The sequence below is a fragment of the Methylorubrum aminovorans genome (assembly GCF_022179725.1).
GTDB classification, from domain to species: domain Bacteria; phylum Pseudomonadota; class Alphaproteobacteria; order Rhizobiales; family Beijerinckiaceae; genus Methylobacterium; species Methylobacterium aminovorans.
This window is the reverse complement of the sequence record NZ_BPRC01000011.1, coordinates 175,660-195,271: the sequence shown is the minus strand read 5'-3', so window position 1 is coordinate 195,271 and position 19,612 is coordinate 175,660. Positions and strand designations below refer to the sequence as shown.

Below are 19,612 nucleotides of genomic sequence, written 5' to 3'. Positions count from 1 at the left end.
AGGTCGATCCCCAACACCGTGATCGGCATCGTCTCGCTCCGTTCCTCATCTCCGCTACCCTGCCAGCCTAGCAGGGCAGCCCGGTGAGGGGCGGGCCATCCATAAAGGGGGATGCGACCGCCGCAACGATGTCGCTGGCCAGCAACGCGATCGCGTGGCGATCGCTCGCCGCCGCCCCTCTCGCGAGTATCGCGAACTCATCGCCTGCGAGGCGGGCGAGTTGAACGTCGGAGGACGCGAAACGCCGCAAACGTTCGGCAACGGCCCGCAGGAGCCCGTCGCCGGCCGCGTGCCCGAACGTGTCGTTCACGCTCTTGAACTCGTCGAGATCCAGCGCAAGCACCGCAAATCGCCCGTCCGGGCCGAGCTCTTCGCGCGCCGCTTCGAGAAGCTGCTGAAACTGAACCCGGTTCGGGAGGTCCGTCAGCGAGTCGTGCAGCGCGAGATAGGACAGGCGCTCCTCCGACCGCCGTTTCTCCGTCACGTCGGACCCGACACCGCGATATCCTGAAAAGCTGACACCGTTGGTGAAGATCGGCTTTCCACTCAGTTGCCACGTGCGCTGCTCGCCCGCGATGTTGAGCGGGAGGACGAGGTTGCGGAAGGTGCGGCGCTCCGCGATGCAGGTCCACAGAACCGTGCTCGGGTGCCCGTCGGGCGGAGCGACCGCGGGAAACAGCAGTTGCTCGAGAGGCAGGCCGAGGAGTTGGCGCTCCGAGGAGCGAGCGACCTCGACCAACCGCGGCGACACATGCTGGAGGCGAAGCTCGGCGTTCGTTTCCCAGAGCCAGTCGCTCGCATTCTCCTCGAATTCGTTGAGCAGGAGGTTTGTGAATTCCTGCTGCCTCTCCAAGTCGACCTGCGCGACGACGCGCATCTTCAAGAGGCGGCTGAGATGCAGGATCGTGAAGCAGACAAAGGCCGCGTAGAACAAGAGCAGGATCGCGACGTAGGTGTAGAAGCGCTCTCCCGTCGCCGCCAACCCGAAGAAGGATCCGGCGATGATGAGGCCGGAGAAGCCGATGGCGACACGCGGCAGCACGGCGGCGCTCATCCCTGTCGCGATGAGGCCTGCACAACTGGCGGCGATGAGCAGGCGCCCGTCCGGATCGGCTCCGACGAACAGCATGACCGGGATCGAGGCGAGCAGACCGCCATAGATGTAGGCGGCCAAGACGGCGCGACGGATGAACGAGACCGACACTTCGCGCGGCTTGGGACGCGAACGCCAGAGCCAGCATTGTTGGAGCACGACAATCGCAAGCGGCAGGATGACCGCTTCGAGCACGCCGAGATACGCGCGATTGGCGGGATTCCAGAAGAGGTAGACGATGACTTGGACGACGCTCAGGCTGACGAGCACCGTGAAAGGAACGAGACGGAGAGCAACGTCGAGCTGCTCCACACGGACTCGAGCTTTCAGGTTGGCGTCGAGAGATTCGTTTTCACGACTGGCGCCTGATGGGAATGAAATCAGCATATCACGTGACGCGTGCATTTCATGGAAGGCCACCCGATACAGATGAGAAATTTTTAATATTTTAAAACACCCTCGAATTGCCTCTTCCATCGCAGGATGGGGCTCTGGGCTTAAATTGCTGTGAACGCGACGCCTTGTATTTGATGCGCTTCGATTGCTCAATTTGCAATCTTCTGCGTCTTGTTTCAGGCGTAAAAGGGCTGAGATATCATCGTGATGGCGCGGCAGCCGCCATCCAGCCCGGTGCCACCCGGCACCCGCCGGCATCAGCCCTTGGGCGGGCCGTCCATCGCCGACGGACCGTGTCCCGAACCTTGAACCTCACGTTGACGCGCTGGTAGGCCGCCGCGCTCGGCGGATCGGTGACGTCCAGGGTTCGATTTTCGGCGGCACACGAATGGCCCTCGCCAGGGCGGGCGCCGCTGCCAAACAAGCCGAGCGCAGCTGCGTAGGCCAGGTCGTGCCTGCGTCGATACCAACGGCACAAGCGCATCGACCGTCGACCTTGCGCGGTCTCGGAGCGCTTTCCGACGAAGCGGCTTGCGGCTCGTCGAAAGAAAGTGCCGACAAAGGAAGGGCCTAGAGTCGTCGGCCCGCTGCAATCAGGTCGGACACGTCCCGAAGTCCGGGGCCGGCCCCGGACTTCGGGATGAGTGTCACGAGCGTTCTCGGGCGGCCGGCGCGGCGCCTCGTTCGTCTACCGGCTCTCGAGGCGGCATGAGGGGGCCGTCTCGACGGGGCAGGAGGCCGGCGGCTCTCGATAGATCCGCACCCGGGGCGGCTCATCGCCGTTTTCCAGCGCCGTGCGACGCTCTTCCTCGGCGTAGTCCCAGCTCCACTCGTCGGAATGCTCCCCGTCGAGCACGACGCCGGACCGGCAGCCCCAGCCGTGCTGGCGCGCCACCTGGGCCTGCTCGTAGGTGACGGTGAAGTAGCCGTATTCGTGAAGCTCTCGATCCCGGCACAGGATCTTGCCGTCCGGCGTCACGATATCGCCCGGCTTCGCCCCCTGCGGCAGTGTCGATGTCAGTGTCGATGTCACGGCTGGCTCCCACGCATCACATTTCGGCACGATCATACCGATCCTATGGGCGCACGCAAAAGGCTGCGCGCCGCATCACTGCAAAATAACGTCACACGGCTTTGGCGATGTCGGGGGTCGCGCCCGAGGCAACTCTCGCCACCCACGCTGCACGACATGCTTGCGGGCGTTCGAGGTCAGGCCATTTGCCGGCCCCACAGAGTGGCGGCCTGCAGGCTTCGAACCGATCGGCACGACGCGCCGACCGGAGACGGCAAAGGAGAATACGGGATGAGACCGGACCTTTCTCTCGACGTGCCCCCTCCGGGCATGTTTGCTGAGGAGACCGGCCAGTACGAGCCGGATAGGGAGCGAACATGCGCAACGGTTGGGTTGTGGTCGGCGCACTTGGCTGCGCTCTGGGGGCCGCGCCGGCCCAGGCGGGCATCACCGGCATCGAGATCGCCAGCGTCGAGCCTTTTGCCGACGGCGCCGAGTTCGGCGCGGCCGGCAGCTACGAGCGCGTCGTCGGCACGGCCCGCGGCGAGCTCGACCCGGCCGATCCCGCCAATGCCGGCATCGTCGACATCGCCCTGGCGCCCCGCAACGCCCGCGGCATGGTCGAGTACAAGACCGACCTGTTCATCCTGCGGCCCAAGGATCCGGCCCGCGGCAGCGGAACGCTCCTGTTCGAGGTGCTGAACCGGGGCCGCAAGTTCCTCTTCAACTGGGTCCTCGATGCGCCGGCCCAAGGCGTGCAGGCCGTCAACGATCCGAAGACCGCCACGGATGCCGGGACCGGGCTCGTCCTGCGCCGGGGCTACACCCTTGTCTGGTCCGGCTGGGAGGCGGATGCCCTGCGCCAACAGGGCGGCATGGCCATCGACGTGCCGGTGGCCACGCGCGGCGGCAAGCCGATCGTCGAGCTCGTGCGCGATGAACTCGTCAGCGCGACCCGCGGGCCCCCGGAGGCGCCCTTCGCCCTGACCTTCAAGACAGCCAGCCCGGACAAGACGAGCGCGCGGCTCACCGTGCGGCGCCGGGAGGCCGACCCGCCGCGGCCGGTGCCGCCGGAGGCTTGGCACTACGCCACGCCGCGTCAGATCGAGCTCCTGCCGAAGGGCACCAAGCCGTTGCCCGGCTCGCTCTACGAATTCACCTACCAAGCGACCGAGCCGAAGGTGCTCGGGATCGGTTTCGCCGCCACGCGGGATGTGGTGGCCTTTCTCCGCAGCGAGGGAGAGGCTGCGTCCAATCCGGCGGGCGGCGCCATCAGGCACACCCTCGCGCTCGGCATCTCGCAGAGTGGGCGCTATCTGCGCGATTTCATCCAGCAGGGCTTCAATCGGGACGAGGCCGGCAAGCGGGTCTTCGACGGCGTGCTGTCCCATATCGCGGGCGTGGGCGGGGTGTTCCTCAATGCCCGCTTCGGTCAGCCCTCGCGCACCAACACGCAGCACGAAGACCACCTCTATCCGGAGAACACCTTCCCATTCTCGGCCGCCCGCCTGCACGATCCGATCACCGGGCGGACGGGCAGCATCCTGCGGGACGATGGCTTCGATCCGCTGCTGATCGAAGCGAACACCGGCACGGAATATTGGCAGAAGGGCGCCTCCCTCCTGACGACCGACCCGGTCGGCCGCAGCGATGTGCCGCTGCCCGACACCGCGCGCGCCTATCTGGTCTCGAGCGGCTTCCATTACGGGCGTGCGGGCCTGACCTCGACCAAGGGACCCTGCACGAACCCACGCAGCACCCTGAATCCGGCCCCGGCGGTTCGCGCGATGCTCGTCGCGCTGGAGGAGTGGGTGAAGGACGGCAAGGCCCCGCCCGACAGCCGTGTTCCCCGCCTGTCCGACGGGACTCTGGTCGAGGCGGCGGAGATCGGCTTTCCGTTCATGGTCGGCGTCCCCGTTCCGACGGCGCTCAATGCGATCGCTCGCTTCAGCACCTACCTGGACCCGCGCCCGGAAAGCGGGCCGCAATATCGCCCGCTGGTCCCGCGCGTCGATGCCGACGGCAACGACGTGGCCGGCATCCGTCTGCCGGCCGTCGCGGCACCGCGGGCAACCTTCACGGGCTGGAACCTCTATGCCGATCCCTTCCCCGCCGACGCCTTGTGCGACCGGGAAGGCAGCCAGATCCCGTTCCCGGCCACGCAGGCCGATCGGACCGCGAAAGGTGATCCCAGACAGTCCATCGAAGAGCGTTATCCGGATGCCGCCGCCTACATCGCGGCCGTGACGAAGTCCGTCGATGCTCTCGTGACGGACCGCCTCCTGCTGCGCGAGGACGGGGATCGCTTGATTGCCGCGGCTCGACAGGAAGCGCCGTAGCCGTCGCTCTCACCGATGCCGGCGCTCCGGTTCGGCACCGGTGGCCTCGCGCGCTCGGTGGGCTCGGACAGCACGGGCGCCGGCCGGGTGAGGGGGTGACGGGGCCCGGTGCCGGGTGCGTCAGCCTTCGACCGACGGCCGGCTCCAGAGCCTCTGTGCCCACACCGACAAGATCGCCGAGGCGACCACGAACGGCAGGGCGACGATCAGCGCCGCCCCGGTCTCGCTGCCGATCAGCACCGCGACTGCGTCCCGCAGGGCGAACAGCAGGAGAACCAGCGCGGCGACGACCAGCAGGAGCGCGCCGCCGAACAGCAGCACGAGCGAGGCGACCGCCCGCAGATTGCCGCGGATTTCCGTTCGCGCCAGCCGGAGCAGCTTGCCGAGGTGAGCGCTGGCTTCACGAATCGCGACGAGCATCAGAACGGCGGTGGTGCGAGGATCCTCGACCGGCTCGCCTTGCGGACGGTTCTGTTGGCTCACGGATACTCCCTCGACCGTCCCCCGAGCCCGTCGTCATGCGCAGGCCTGAGAGAACGCGCGGCCCGACCCTCTGCGAAGCGATCCGTCGGGGCTGGACCAAAGTGCCCGAACGTTTCGGGCCGGAGCCGTTACACCACAGGCGGGGACCGCAGATCCAGCGGCACGATGCGTCCGTCCCGGAAAAGGCAACGGCCTCGATTCGACGGGCCGCAGGCCCGGTGACCGTTCACAGGGGCTGCCGGACACGGAAAACCCCGCACCGGCGGAACCGGGCGGGGCCGAGAGTCGTGAGGGAGGATCGTGACGGAGGATCCTGGCGGCCTACTGGCCCGGGCCGTTGCCGCTTCCGCCGCCGGCGCTGCCCTGAGGAACGGCGCGCTCGGGCTGGTTGGCGTTGCCGCCGGCAGCCGCGTTGTTGGTGATGGTGTCGGCGCCCGTGGCGCCGCGCGAGACCGACACGCCGCGGTCGCGGCCGCCGGTGACGCTGCCGTCATCCGTCACGATCACGCCCGATCCTTGCCGAGGCTGCGCGGTGGCGGGCAAGCAGGCGACGGCGGCAAGGGCGAAGCCGATCACGCAAGTGATCGTCGGTGGGTTTTTCATGGCGGCTCCTGTACAGTTCCTGTCGTTCTCTGCAGGAGCAACCCGGCCTGAACTTCGTTGTTCGGGCTCGGTCTGGAATCGCACCGTTCTCCGGCGCGCACCGCGGCGGCCTTTCTTTTCGTTGAGCCGGTCCGCATCGTCCATTCCCGACCTCGACGGAGGACAACGCAAGCGGGCGGAGGGGTAAGACTTGCGCGCGCGGCGGGTTACGCCGCCTGGACGAGTCTCCGGCGCGCAACACCTCGTCTTTTCCTGCGAAACCGGCGTCAAACCTCTCCAAATCCGTCAAAGTTTGGCTATCAGGCTGATCGGGTCACCTCGTGATTGATCGCCGTCATGCTGTCCGTCTCCCGCGCCGTCGTGTCCAAGCATCGTGAGATTTCCGCGCTGCTCGCGACCTATGCCATGTTCCTCAGCGGCGTGCTGATTCTCGCCTGGGCGGCATAGAGCATCGTTCCGGAAGGGGGCCGCCGGCCTTCGGAAAAGACGATGCAAAGACAATGAGTTCGAGCATCGTCTTCGTCCGGACGCCGTCAGCCACCTGTCGGGCGCGATTCGACCGGTGTCAGCGGCCGCACAGAGCGGCGAAGGCGGCCGGTTGCGGCTCGCCGCCGCCCTCCGCGAAGCGGGTCGGCGTGCACAGGCCGGGATTGGCGCCGCAATAGCCGTTGAAGCCGAAGCGCGTCGCGGAGCCGGGCGGGCCGGAGGTCACGCCGCCGGCGGTCACGATGGCGACGGCGCCGGGCTGGTCGAGGGTGAGGCAGGCCTGCGGGCTCGCCTTGCGGGTGCAGACCCGAACCTCGCCCTCGGTGAGGGTGATGACCGAGCGTGCGCCGGTGGTCCAGACGTCGAACACCGTCCCGCGGACGCCGATCGTCGCGACGGGAGTCTTGATCTCGTAGGCCTTCTTGTCGAGGTCGCCGGTCACGAAGCGGTAGGTGCCCTTCAACAGGTTGAGTGCCACCTTCCCCGCCGGCCGCTCCTCCGAATAGACGTACTGGTTGAGGGCGATGCGCGCGTTCGGCCCGATCGAGAGATTGGTCTGGTCGAGGAAGACGATCTTGGCGAGGCTGTCGGCGCCGGTCTGCACCGCCTCGTCGCGGAACACCGTATCGCCCGCGGCGAGGCTGTTCTTCTGCGCCCCCTTCAGGCGGGACACGTCGTTCTTCACCACCGTCGTCGCGCCGATCTGCTGGGCCGAGGCCGGCAGGCTCAGCGCGAGGCCGCCGGCCAGGCCGGCGAAACAGATCCGTCTGACGAGGCGCATCGCGGGGCAGTCCATCGGGCAATCGCCCCATCGTAGACGCGAAACCGGCGGCGGCGGCAACTCTATTGGCGGCTTTTCCCGGCGCTGTTGCAAATCGACGGCAAGACCGCGCCTCCTCTTCGCACTGTTCATCCCCGACCGGGACGCGGAATCTACTGAACCTCGGCGATTTCCCCACCGGGAGGCCCGGCCCGGTAGAGGCCGCGCGGATCGGCCCCGATCCGGTGCCGGAGGGTGGCGATCGCCTCCGGCGGCAGGGCCTCGATCCAGGCCCGGAAGCGGGCGTGATCGGGCCTGTCCCGGGCGCCGACCGGCGGCGTCTCGCCCAGGGCCTGATAGGCCGCCGCGTAGGTCGCGATGCCGTTGAGCGTCGCCGAGCGGGTCCGGCCGAGAGCAAGGCCGCTCGCCTTCGCCGCGAGCAGGAACAGGCGGTCGTCGATCTCGGCCAGCGGCCCCGGCGTCAGCGCCCAGTGCCCGAACAGGTGAAAGCCCGCCGGCAGGAACAGGTAGCTGCTGGCATCGACGAAGCGGTCCGGGTCCTCCTCGGGAAGCGGCATGACGCTGAGATCGGGCCGCCGGAGCCGCCGGGAGGCCGTGACCAGCCCGCAGCGCTCGAACCCGACGCGCAGGGCCGCGACGAGGCAGCGTTCGATATGGTCCGGATCGTACCAGCTTGCGGCATCGAGGAAGCCGATCGCCGTATAACCCCGCGCGGCGGCGAGCAGGCCGCCCGCCGCCCAGGCCGCGCGTCCGTGCGCCTCGCCCGTGCCGCCGAGGCGGATGTGGTCGGCCACCCCGGCGGCGAGCGCCTGATCCAGCACCTCCTGCGGCGGGCCGTCCGCGATCAGGATATGGTCCACCGCCACGCTCTGGCCCGCCACGGAGGCGATGCAGCGCCGCAGCGTCTCGGCATCGTCCCCGCGGTAGGCCGTCACCACGGCGATCCGAGGGGCGCCGTCCTTCAGGGTCCCGGACCAGAGCGAGGCGCGCGCCCGCAGGCGGTCCTCTGCGTAGACGCGGTTGGTCCGCACCCGCTCCCGGGTCGGAGCGTCGAGGTCGTCGCGCGACAGGAGGATCGCGCAGGCGACGAGGCAGTCCATGTCGCGGCCCGCCCAGTAGGCGTTGACCGCGAACTCGTCGAGAAGGCCGATCGCGTAGATCCAGGGCTGGAGGAACAGACCGGCCTCCGGCAAGGGAAGACCGAGCCCGCGCTCCGCGGCCGCGAGTCCCAGCGCCCACGCGCCGCGCTGCCGACAGATCAGGGCCGCCGCGTGCAGCGCCTCGGCGCGCTCCGGCACGGTCGCGCTCGCGCGTTCGAGCACGGCCAGGACATCCTCCGTCGGCGCCCCCAGCCGCGCCATCAGTTTGCCGACGTTGAGCAGGCTCTCGAACACCTCCTGATCCCAGAAGCCGAGTTCGGCCCGTGCGCGATAGGCCTCGATCGCCCGCTCGAACTGCCCGGAATCGCGCAGACTCTGGGCGAGGTAGAAGGTGTAGCGGGCGCGCAGGAACGGATCGGCCTCGCCCGCCAGCGCCGTCTCCAGAAGGGCGGCGTCCCGCGCGAACTTTTGCGGATCGCATGAGCGCGCGCCGTCGCCGCCGTAGACGATGGAGAGCCCCGCCGCCACGCCATGCGACCGCGCGGTGGCCGGGACCTCAAGGAACTCGTGCAGGACGGAGCGGTAGCGGAAGGCGAGTCGGTTCGAGAACAGTTGCGGCCGGCGGTAGACCGTTCCCCCGTGATGAATGTCGAGGTCGTAGACATCCGCGGTGAGGCCGGCCTTGAAGGCCGTCGGGTCGAAGCCGGCAGCGAAGGCGAGCCGGTCGTCGGCATCGATCACCAGGGCGTAGTCGATGGCTGCGTCCTCACGGAGGGCCGCGAGTGCCGCGCTGCGGTTGTGGGCAAAGTCCTGCCACGGCTCTTCGACCACTGCGCCGGGAATCCCGTGGCGGCCGAGATAGGCCCGCACGATCTCCGGCGTTCCGTCGCGCGAGCCGGTATCGACGATGACGGCGCCGTCGATGAGGGGCCGGACGCTGTCGAGGCAGCGCTCCACGACATGCGCCTCGTCCCTGACAATCATGCACAGGCCGATCGTCGGCATCCGTCCCTCCCCCTCTCCCCGTCCGGTCGGGGCTTGCTGTCCGTGCCGGGACTTGCCGTCCGTGCCGGGACTTGCCGTCCGTGCCGGAGCCTGCCCGCCGCCGAGGCCCGGCGAATCACGATCGGCGGCCCTCGCCAGGATGGCCCGTCCGGCCGCCACCCTTCCAGAACCCTCTCGCAGCCCTGTTGCGGAAGACACACACCTCGCGGGCTTCTCACCCGATTTGCCTGCGGAAGACGAGAGTGACCGGCCCTATTCGGCTTCATCGAAGGAGGGCGAGACGGTATCGTTCATCAGCCGTCCACGCGGCAGAACAACAAAGGTCCAATCATGCCGAGGGAAGGCCTGCCTCCGCGCAAGGGCTGTCTCGATCCGGGCAAGCTTTCTGCCGGCGCGCGCAGGTTCGGACCCGTCGATGCGCAATCAACGGGATCGGCTCATCGATTGAAGTATCGACTATGCGTGAGACAAATTGAAAAATAAGGCTCGGACCCGGCCCGCGATTGAAAATGCGCGACGGTGGGGCCGGCGGGACGGGATTTGGGGGCATGGCTCAGCATAAGCGCGACGCGCTGCTCACGACCGTCTTCGTCGGAAGCGCCGTCCTCGCCCTGTTGCTCCCCGGCGCACCGGCATGGCCGGCCGGCGGCGGGGCCGGCGGGCGGAGTTCGGGCGACACGCTGGGCAACGGCAGGCCCGGCACTGACGCGCCCGCGGGCAGCTCCGACCCCGAGGGCAGTCTCGACAATTCCGGGGCCGGCGGGGGCGGCAGCGGCGGCGGACCGGGTCTCGCCGGCGGGAGCGGCGGCAGCGGCTACACCTTCCCCGAGGGCGAAGGACCGCTGATCGCGATCCCGGGCGGCACGGCCGGGGCCGGCGGCACGACCGCTTCGCCGAATGGCGGCGACGGCGGCGATGCGCCCTTCTCCACGAGCGGGGCAGGCGGCGGCGGGGGCGGCGCCAGCGGCAACGGCGCCGCCGGACAGGCGCAGATCGACAATGCCGTGGGGCTGACCGGCGGCAACGGCGGCCGGGGCGGCGGTGCGGCGAGCTACGACGCCGCACAGCCCGGCAGCTTCCAGGGCGGCGGGGGCGGCGGAGCCGGCGGCGAGGGGGCGATCGTCACGGGCGTGGGGCCAAGCACCAACCGGGCCGGCGCCACCTTGCAGGGCGGGGCCGGCGGCGCGGGCGGCGACGCGCATGCCGGCGGCGGCGGCGGCGAGGGGGGCATCGGGCTGCGCAACGCCGGAACCGGCGCCGTCACCAATGCCGGGGCGATCCTGGGCGGCGGCGGCGGCAAAGGCGGCAACACGGAGCGGGCCTTGAACGGGATCGCGGGGGCCGGCGGCGCGGGCGGGATCGGCGTCTTCCTGTCCGGCCGCAGCCTCTTCACCAACGCGGCGGAGGGCACGGTCTTCGGCGGGGCCGGCGGAACCGGCGGCGGCTGGAACTTCACTGGCCAGACCCCACCGACGGCGCTCGGCGCGGCCGGCGAGGGCGGCGCGGGATTCTCCGGAGCGACCGGCGCGAACCTGTCCAATGCCGGCACCATCACCGGCGGCACCGGGGGCGGCGGCGCCGAGGGCACGCGCGGCTTCCTGGAAATCACGGGACCGTCGGGGGCGCCGGTCGCCACCGGCGGCACGGGGGGAATGGGCGGCGTCGGCGGTCGCGGCGGGACCGGCGCGCAGCTCATCGGCGCGGAGGGCTTCGGCAATACCGGCACCCTGGCCGGCGGTGCGGGCGGCACCGGTGGCTTCGGCGGCCTGCCCAGCAGCCTCTTCGAGGGGCCGCCCGGCGTGGTCGACAATTCCGGCGGCGGCGCGGGCGGCGCCGGCGGCACCGGCGGCACCGGCGGCACCGGGCTGCGGATTGGCGGCGGAACCGCCCTCGGCAATGCCGGAACCGTTCGCGGCGGCGACGGCGGACGGGGCGGCGACGGCGGACAGGCCGGCTTCGCAGCGGAGAGCCGCGGCGGGGCCGGCGGCCGGGGCGGCGCGGGCGGGACCGGGGCGCAGATCACCGGCACCGAGTTCGGTAATTTCGGTCTCATCACCGGCGGCGGGGGCGGCACGGGCGGAGCCGTGGGCGCGCAGGATCCCGCGGCGGGCCTCGATGCGGTCGTCCTCGCCGGGAGCGGCGGCACCGGCGGCACCGGCCTCCTGCTCGAAGGCGCCACCCGCCTCACCAACACCACTCTCGGCCGCATCGCGGGCGGGACCGGCGGCCTCGGCGGCGCGGGCGCGGCCGGCGGTGCGGGCGGGATCGGCGTGCTCGCCCCCGCGGGTGGCACCCTGATCAATCTCGGGACGATCACCGGCGGCGCCGGAGCCTCCGGCGCGAGCGGTGCCGCGGGCAGCGGGGGGCTCGGCGGAACGGCGATCGTCGGCGCCGGCCTCACCATCGTCAATTCCGGCCTCATCGCCGTCGGCGCCGGCGCCACCGGCCCCGCCGCCGTGGAGACGGGCCGGGCCATCAGCTTCACCGGCGGGCTCAACAGCCTGACCCTGACCGCGACCTCGCAGATCGACGGAGGTGTCGTCGCCTTCAGCGCCGCCGACCGGCTCATCCTCGGCGGAACCGGCGACGGCACGTTCTCCGCCGCGGCGATCGGTGCGCAGTTCCAGAATTTCGGCGTGTTCCAGAAGGCCGATGCCGGCACGTGGACGCTCACCGGCACGACGCCCGCGGCGACGCCCTGGCAGGTGCTCGGCGGAACGCTCGCGGTCAGCGCGGATGCCAATCTCGGCGCGCCGTCGGGCGGCGTCCTGCTGAATGGCGGAACCCTGCAGGCCACCGCCGCTCTCTCGACCGGCCGCACCGTCACCCTGGGCGCGGCCGGGGGAGCAATCCGGACGGAACCCGGCGTCGCGATGACCGCGAGCGGACCGCTCGTCGGCACGGGCGGGCTGACGAAGACGGGACTCGGCACCCTGACCCTGACCGGCGCCAACAGCTATACCGGCGCGACGAGGATCGAGGCCGGCACGCTGGCGCTGGCGGGCTCGGGCACCCTCGCTGCATCGAGCGGGATCGCCCTGGCCAGCGGCACCACCTTCGACATCGCCGGGCTGACCAACGGCGCCGCCATCCGGAGCCTGGGCGACACCGCCGCGGGCCAGGCTGGCACGGTGGTGCTCGGTACCAACCGCCTGACCCTGACGGACGCCTCCGGCACGTTCTCCGGTGCGATCACCGGGATCGGCGACGTGGTGCTCTCCGGCGGGAGCCAGACCCTGGCGGGCGTGAGCAGCTTCAACGGCGTCACGAACGTGGCCGGCGGCACCCTGACGCTCGCGTCCGGCGGCGCGCTGACGGGCTCGGTGACAACAGGGGCCGGGGGCCGCTTCGCCAATGCGGGCGCCGTGGGCGGCGGCCTCACCAATGCCGGCTCCACGACCAACGACGGCACCATCAATGGCCCCGTCGCCAACAGCGGCAGCTTCGTCAACCGCGGTACTGCCGGGGCGCTGTTCAGCACGGCGGGAGCGGTGACGAATACAGGCACGCTGAACGGCGCGGTGACGATCAACGGCGGCAGCCTTGCGCTTGGTCCGGGCAGCCTCGTCAACGGCGTGCTGACGAACGCCGCCGCGGTCACGGCGCAAGGGCGGATCGCCGGGTCGGTGACGAACGCGGCCGGAGCGAGCTTCACCCTGTCCGGTCCGCTGGCCGACCTCACCGCACTGAGCAATGCCGGCACCGTGAGCCTCGCCGGCAACGCGCTCGGCATCGGCACCCTGACCGGGCAGGACGGCGTGGTCCAGAACGGCGCCGCCACGGCGGCGACGCTGACGCTGGGCGCCGGCAGCACCGCGGGAATCGTGCTGCAGGACGGTGCGGGCGGCGGCGCGCTGTCCCTGGCCAAGGTCGGCCCCGGCATTCTGACGCTGTCGGGCCCCAACACCTATAGCGGCGGCACGGCGCTGAACGGCGGCACCGTTCTCGTGTCGAGCGATGCCAGCCTCGGCGCGGCGACGGGCGGCTTGAGCTTCGGCGGCGGCACGCTCGCCTCCGGCGCAAGCTTCACCACCGGCCGCGCGCTCGCCCTCGGCGCGTCGGGCGGAACGCTGGCGCCGGATGGGGGCACGAGTCTCACCCTGACCGGCGCGGTCGGCGGCTCCGGCGGCCTCACCGTGGGCGGGGCCGGCCGCGTCGTCCTGACCGGCGCCAACAGCTACGGCGGCGACACGCGGGTGAATGCCGGCGCGACCCTGCAAGTCGGCGACGGCGGCACGGCCGGCACGATCCCCGGCAATGTCGTGGCCAACGGCACGCTCACGCTCAATCGCTCGGACAGCCAAGATTTTGCCGGCGTCATTTCCGGCTCCGGGATCCTGAACCAGTCGGGCACCGGCATCACGACACTGACCGGCAGCAACGGCCCGGCGGCCCTTTTCACCGGCACGGCCAACGTGCAGGCCGGGACGCTGGCGATCAACGGCACCTTCGGCGACACCGCCGGCAACCGCGCGAGCGTCATCGTCCAGTCCGGCGGCACCCTGAATGGGTCCGGCACGATCGCCGGTTCGGTGACCGTCAACGGCGGCACCGTCTCGGCCGGCAATTCGCCGGGCACGCTGACGGTCGCCGGCAACTACACCCTCAATCCCGGCTCGACCTCGCTGTTCGAATTCGGCGCGCCGGGTATCGTCGGCGGGGCGAGCAACGACCTCATCAATGTCGGCGGCAATCTCGGGCTCGGCGGCACGCTCAGCCTCGTCGCGGCCGCCGGCGCTACGGCCCCGCCGGTCTCGGGCGCCTACCGGCTGTTCAACTACGGCGGCACGGTCTCGGGCGCCTTTGCCGGCGTCACGACGCCGGGCGCCGGCACCAGCGCGCTCGTCTACACCGACATCCCGAGTCAGGTGAACGTGCTCGTCACCAACGGCAACCAGTCGGTGCAGCTCTGGGACGGCGCCGACACCACCGGCGCCGCCGCCGGCGCCCAGGGCGGCAGCGGCACCTGGAGCGCGGGGGGCACCAACTGGACGCGCCTGCCCGGCGGGCAGATCAACGACCTCTGGCGCTCCGGCGTCGGCCTGTTCGGCGGCAGCACCGGCACGGTGACGGTGGCCGGGACGCAGGCTGTGCAGGGCCTGCAATTCACGAGCGACGGCTACCGCCTCGCCGGGCCGGGCGCGCTTCTCCTGACCGGCGATCCCTTCTCGACGCCGAGCCAGAGCTTCGTCACCGTCGATGCCGGCGTCTCGGCCACCATCGCCACGGGGCTGACCGGAGGGGCGGCGGGGATCGGCCTGCGCAAGCTCGGATCCGGCACGCTGACGCTCGCGGGCGCCGGCAGCTATACCGGCGCGACGACCGTCGAGGCGGGAACCCTGGCGCTCGCCGCCGGCGGATCGCTGGCGGGCCCGATGGCGACAGGGGCCGGGGGCCGCTTCGCCAATGCCGGAACGGTCGACGGCGGCCTCACCAATGCCGGCTTCGCCAGCAACGACGGCACCATCAATGGCCCCGTCGCCAACGACGGCAGCTTCGTCAATCGCGGTACCGCCGGGGCGCTGACGAGCACGGCGGGAACGGTGACCAACACCGGCACGCTGAACGGCGCGGTGGCGATCAACGGCGGCAGCCTCGCGCTCGGCCCCGGCAGCCTCGTCAACGGCGCGCTGACGAATGCCGCCGCGGTCACGGCGCAAGGGCGGATCGCCGGGTCGGTGACGAACGTGGCCGGGGCGAGCTTCACCCTGTCCGGTCCGCTGGCCGACCTCACCGGGCTGAGCAATGCCGGCACCGTGAGCCTCGCGGGCAACGCCCTCGGCATCGGCACCCTGACGGGGCAGGGCGGCGTGATACAGAACGGCGCCGCCACCGCTGCGACGCTGACGCTCGGCTCCGGCAGCACGGCCGGAACCGTTCTGCAGGACGGCGCGGGGAGCGGCGCGCTGTCCCTGGCGAAGGTCGGGGCCGGTACGCTGACGCTGACGGGGGCCAGCCCCTTCAGCGGCGGAACCACGGTGGCGGGCGGCACCCTGGCGCTCGGCGGGCCGGGCTCGGCCGGCAGCGGCGCCATCGCCCTCGAGACCGGCACCCGCCTCGCCTTCCTCGGCAGCGGCTACACGGTCGAGAACGCCATCCGCGTGGCGAATCCCGGCCTCGCGACGATTGATTCCGGTCCGGGCACGATCGCCCTGTCCGGGCAGATCTCCGGGCCCGGCAGCCTGGAGAAGGCTGGCCTCGGCACGCTGGTGGTGTCCGGCACCGGCAGCTATGCCGGCGCCACCGCGGTCACGGCCGGCATCCTCCAGGTCGATGGCGCACTCACCGGCTCGTCGATCCTCACGGTCGGGCCGGGCGCGGGCCTGACCGGAACCGGCCGCGTCGGCGCGCTCACGGTCCAGTCGGGGGGATTCGTGGCGCCGGGCAACGCGGCCAACCCCATCGGCGCGCTGACGGCGGAGGGGCCGGTGGTACTCGGCGCCGGCTCGACCCTGGCGACGACCCTGTCGCTGACGGCGGCGAGCCGGCTCGTCACGCCCGCCACCGCGACGATCGCGTCGGGCGGCATTCTCCAGATCACGCCCTCGGCGCTGGCCTACACCACCCCGGTGCGGCTGCCGATCCTGGTGGCGAGCGCGGGGCTGACCGGCCAGTTCACCAGCGTCACCTTCACCGCGCCGGTGCGGGGCCTGCAGCCGGTCGTCGGCTACGACGCGAACAGCGCCTACCTCCAGTTCGGCGAGACCGAGCCCGGCCGCCCGACCGAGCCGGGGCCGGACCTGACCAGCGCGATCGCTTCGGCCCAGGGGTTGGCGCGCGACCGCTTCGGCGCCTTCGTGACGCAGCGCATCCTCGGCAGCGTGCTCACCGGCTTCAACCAGCAGATCAGTTGCGGCGACTGTTTCAGCGGCTTCGGCATGGCCGGCTCCTACAGCGTCGGCGCGCAGGGCCGCAGGGCGCTCACCGACGAGCTGATCGCCATCGGCGGCTTCGCCTATACCGGCTACGACAGCGGCCGGGTCCGCGTCTCCGGCGGGCCGATCTTCGCCGGCCTGCTGCGCTACGATCCGGCGGGCTTGGGCTCGGCGCGGCCGTTCGTGGATGTCGGCGGCTTGTTCGCGCCGAGCCAGAACACGAGCTACAGCCGGGGCTACACCTTCGGCACCATGGCCGGCCAGGGCAATGGGCGGGTATCGACCCTCGGCGGCTCGGTCTTCGGCCGGGTCGGCTACGTCGCGCGGCTGTCGCCGCAGGACGAGGTCGCGGCGGCCGTCGAGTATAGCCGCGGCTGGCAATATGCCGGCGCCTACAATGAGGGCCTGCTCGCCCCGAATCCCTACGCCCTGGCGAGCCGCGGCGGCACCGACATCATCAACATCGCCAAGATCGGCGGGCAGTACACGCGCCTGTTCGGCGCCGCGATCGAGGCACAAGCCAATCTCGGCGTCACCCACGGCTTCGGCCTGAAGAGCGGCCTGAACGGGACGGTGGCGGATGTGCCGTTCACGACCCCGATCAAGGATCTCACCTGGGTGGAGTACGGGGCACGGATCAGCTACCGCCTGCAGCAGGATCTGGCGCTCGACGGCTTCATCCTCGGCACGCTCGGGCCGCAGCCGGTCGGCGACACCATCCACGGCGGCGCCTCGGTGCGCTACGCGTTCTGACGTCTCTTTTGCAAGAGGACAGGCGGAAGGGGCCGCGGATGCGGAAGGCCGTCATGCCCGTCCTATCCGCAGGCCGGGCCGCCTTCGGCTGGATCGGCCGCCGCATCGGGCCGGGGCGGCTGCTGGCGAGCGGCCTGCTCTTGCTGCTGCTCGCTCTGCGGATCACCGATCCGCCGCCGGTCGAGGCCCTGCGCGTGCGCACCTTCGACGCGCTGCAGGTGCTCTCGCCACGGGTGCCGCCGGCCGATCGCCCGGTGGCCATCGTCGATATCGACGAGGCGAGCCTGCGGGAATTTGGCCAGTGGCCGTGGACGCGCACGCGGCTCGCCGCGATGTGCCGCAAGCTCCAAGAGGGCGGGGCGCTCATCGCCGCCTTCGACATCGTCTTCTCCGAGCCCGACCGGCTGTCGCCGCCGCGGCTCGCCGAAACCCTACCGGACCTGAGTGAGGCGGCCCGCGCCGACCTCAGGGCGCAGCCCGACAGCGACGCGGTCTTCGCCAAGGCGATCGGACACCTGCCCGTGGTGCTGGGCCAGACCGCGGCGAGCACGCCCGTCGCCTGGACCGGACGCGAGCCGCCGCCGCAGACCGGCACCGCCGTGGTGGGGACGGATTTCGATCCGGAGACGGCGCTGATCGGATTTCCGGGTCTGATCCGCAACCTGCCGGTCTTGGAGCGGGCCGCCGCGGGGCGGGGCGTCTTCACCATCAGCCCCGAGCGGGACGGGGTGGTGCGGCGGGTGCCGCTGGTGCTGCGGGCTGGCGGCACCGTGGTACCGACCCTGGCACTCGACATCCTGCGGGTTGCGACCGGGGCCGACACCCTGCTGATCCGCACCGACGAGGCGGGCGTCGTCTCGATCCGCCTGCCCGAGCTCACCGTGCCGACCGATCCGCACGGGCAGATCTGGGTGCGCTTCAGCCTGCACGATCCGGGACTCTACGTGTCGGCCCGCGACCTCCTCAACGGCACGGTGCCGCCGGAGCGGCTGCGCGACAAAATTGTCCTCGTCGGCACCTCCTCCGTCGGCCTGCTCGACAACCGCACCACGCCGCTCGACCGCTCGATGCCGGGCGTCGAGATCCACGCGCAGCTCCTGGAAAACCTGCTGACCGGCGCCACCCTCACCGTGCCGAACGAGGCGACCTTGATCGAGGTCGGCGCGACGGCGGCGGTGTCGCTCGCCATCATCCTGTTTGCCCCCATCCTCGGCGCGCTCGGCCTGCTGCTGTTCGGCAGCCTCGTGGCAGGACAGCTCGTCTTCGTCTCGTGGTACCGGTTCTCCGCCCACGGCATCCTGTTCGATGCCACCTACCCGCTGCTGACGACCTTCCTCGTCTACCTCACCCTCGTCTTCACCAACTACTTCCGCGAGCAGGCCGGGCGGAAGCGGATCCGCACCGCCTTCGGCCGCTACCTGTCGCCGGACCTCGTGGAGCAGCTCGCCCACTCGCCCGAGCCGCTGCGGCTCGGCGGCGAGGAGCGGCGCCTGACGATCATGTTCTCGGACGTGCGCGGCTTCACCGCGATCGCGGAGTTCTACAAGACGGACCCCGCCGGGCTCACGGCCCTGATGAACCGCTTCCTCACCCCGCTGACGAACGCCATCCTCGACCGGCAGGGGACGATCGACAAATACATGGGCGACGCGATCATGGCGTTCTGGAACGCGCCGCTGCCCGTCGCGGACCACGAGGCCCAGGCCGCGGCGGCCGCCCTCGACATGCTGGCACGGATGGACGCCCTGAACGCGGCGCGCCAGCGCGAGGCGAAAGCCGGCGGGCACCCTGTCCTGCCGCTCGATGTCGGCATCGGCATCAACACCGGGCCTTGCGTCGTCGGCAATATGGGCTCCGACCTGCGCTTCGACTATTCGGTGCTCGGCGACCCCGTGAACGTCGCCTCCCGGCTCGAGGGGCAATCGAAGCTCTACGGGGTTAAGATCGTTCTCGGCGCGGCGACGGCCGACGCCATCCGCGCGCGCTTCCCGGTGCTCGAACTCGATCGCGTCCGGGTGAAGGGCAAGAGCGAGCCCGAGACCGTCTTCACCCTCGTCGGGGATGAGGATTTTCGACGGTCCGAGCCGTTCCGGCAACTCGCGGCCCGGCACGGCGCGATGATCGCAGCCTATCACGCCCGGCAATGGGACGAGACCGGCGCGGCCGCGCACGCCTGCCGGGCGCTGGCGGAGGGGCTGCGGATCGACGGCCTCTACGCGCTCTACGCCGAGCGCGCCGAGACTTTCCGCCGGGAGCCGCCGCCCGCCGATTGGGACGGCGTCACCGTCGCCACCACGAAGTAGCCGGCGGCGCGCGGTCGATCGGCGGTGCGCCGGACCTGCGAGGCCTTGCGGATTTTTCGGTGCGAGCGGCGGCGACGATACTGTCGAGGTTGCTGCGAAGGTCCTGCCAAGAATTCAGCTCCTCCGGCACAGATCATCTCCCAGCACGGGACGAGTGAGAACCGTCGTCTCAACCCGTCGCCGGTCCTGCCCCGGGCTTGCCGCCGCGGCGGCGCCGGTGCGGCCCGGCCGCCGGCTCGCGTGCCTGATCGAGACTTGAAAAACCGCGCCATATCTACAATTATCAATATAGGACAATGCCTTAGCAAATAACATGCTTCCATCCGCCCCTTTCACGACTGAAATCTTCTTCGCTGCGCGGGGACATTCGGAAGACCGTTTTC

At 70.8% G+C, this 19,612-nt stretch carries 9 protein-coding genes; 3 read left to right on the top strand and 6 right to left on the bottom strand.

The annotated features are described in order from the left end of the window. Positions 1–67: 67 nt before the first annotated feature. Complete coding sequence (locus MFF24_RS16655; RefSeq protein ID WP_238225722.1) at positions 68–1,570, bottom strand: GGDEF domain-containing protein; 1,503 nt, start codon at positions 1,568–1,570, stop codon at positions 68–70. A 607-nt stretch (positions 1,571–2,177) separates the two neighbouring features. Next, positions 2,178–2,510, bottom strand: a complete 333-nt coding sequence (locus tag MFF24_RS16650) for a hypothetical protein (RefSeq protein ID WP_108942862.1) — start codon at positions 2,508–2,510, stop codon at positions 2,178–2,180. A 368-nt stretch (positions 2,511–2,878) separates the two neighbouring features. Here MFF24_RS16650 and MFF24_RS16645 point away from each other — a divergent pair, with 368 nt between their 5' ends. Beyond that, positions 2,879–4,840: an alpha/beta hydrolase domain-containing protein gene (locus MFF24_RS16645; RefSeq protein WP_238225717.1), complete on the top strand. Its 1,962-nt coding sequence runs from the start codon at positions 2,879–2,881 to the stop codon at positions 4,838–4,840. 120 nt (positions 4,841–4,960) lie between these two features. Here MFF24_RS16645 and MFF24_RS16640 read toward each other — a convergent pair whose 3' ends face one another. The 4 genes from MFF24_RS16640 to MFF24_RS16625 all read right to left on the bottom strand — a co-directional run bounded on the left by MFF24_RS16640 (position 4,961) and on the right by MFF24_RS16625 (position 9,298). Then, positions 4,961–5,323 (bottom strand): phage holin family protein, encoded by a 363-nt coding sequence (locus tag MFF24_RS16640; protein ID WP_238225715.1) that lies wholly within the window; start codon positions 5,321–5,323, stop codon positions 4,961–4,963. A 321-nt stretch (positions 5,324–5,644) separates the two neighbouring features. Continuing rightward, positions 5,645–5,926, bottom strand: a complete 282-nt coding sequence (locus MFF24_RS16635) for a hypothetical protein (protein ID WP_108939533.1) — start codon at positions 5,924–5,926, stop codon at positions 5,645–5,647. A 565-nt stretch (positions 5,927–6,491) separates the two neighbouring features. Then, the gene (locus MFF24_RS16630; RefSeq protein ID WP_238225714.1) at positions 6,492–7,193 is read right to left on the bottom strand and encodes a FecR family protein; all 702 of its coding nucleotides are present in this window, start codon (positions 7,191–7,193) and stop codon (positions 6,492–6,494) included. A 152-nt stretch (positions 7,194–7,345) separates the two neighbouring features. After that, complete coding sequence (locus MFF24_RS16625; protein WP_238225712.1) at positions 7,346–9,298, bottom strand: glycosyltransferase; 1,953 nt, start codon at positions 9,296–9,298, stop codon at positions 7,346–7,348. A gap of 548 nt (positions 9,299–9,846) precedes the next feature. Between MFF24_RS16625 and MFF24_RS16620 the strand changes: the two genes are divergently transcribed. Then, on the top strand, positions 9,847–16,926 hold the full coding sequence (locus MFF24_RS16620) for a beta strand repeat-containing protein (protein WP_283214516.1): 7,080 nt from the start codon (positions 9,847–9,849) through the stop codon (positions 16,924–16,926). Between the two features lie 53 nt (positions 16,927–16,979). Beyond that, the gene (locus MFF24_RS16615; RefSeq protein ID WP_238225709.1) at positions 16,980–19,229 is read left to right on the top strand and encodes a CHASE2 domain-containing protein; all 2,250 of its coding nucleotides are present in this window, start codon (positions 16,980–16,982) and stop codon (positions 19,227–19,229) included. Positions 19,230–19,612: the final 383 nt, after the last annotated feature.

Coding starts and splice junctions, on each gene's coding strand:
- MFF24_RS16655 (WP_238225722.1), bottom strand. CDS start 1,570: ATGGAAGAGGCAATTCGAGGGTGTTTTAAAATATTAAAAATTTCTCAT.
- MFF24_RS16645 (WP_238225717.1), top strand. CDS start 2,879: ATGCGCAACGGTTGGGTTGTGGTCGGCGCACTTGGCTGCGCTCTGGGG.
- MFF24_RS16635 (WP_108939533.1), bottom strand. CDS start 5,926: ATGAAAAACCCACCGACGATCACTTGCGTGATCGGCTTCGCCCTTGCC.
- MFF24_RS16630 (WP_238225714.1), bottom strand. CDS start 7,193: ATGCGCCTCGTCAGACGGATCTGTTTCGCCGGCCTGGCCGGCGGCCTC.
- MFF24_RS16625 (WP_238225712.1), bottom strand. CDS start 9,298: ATGCCGACGATCGGCCTGTGCATGATTGTCAGGGACGAGGCGCATGTC.
- MFF24_RS16620 (WP_283214516.1), top strand. CDS start 9,847: ATGGCTCAGCATAAGCGCGACGCGCTGCTCACGACCGTCTTCGTCGGA.
- MFF24_RS16615 (WP_238225709.1), top strand. CDS start 16,980: ATGCCCGTCCTATCCGCAGGCCGGGCCGCCTTCGGCTGGATCGGCCGC.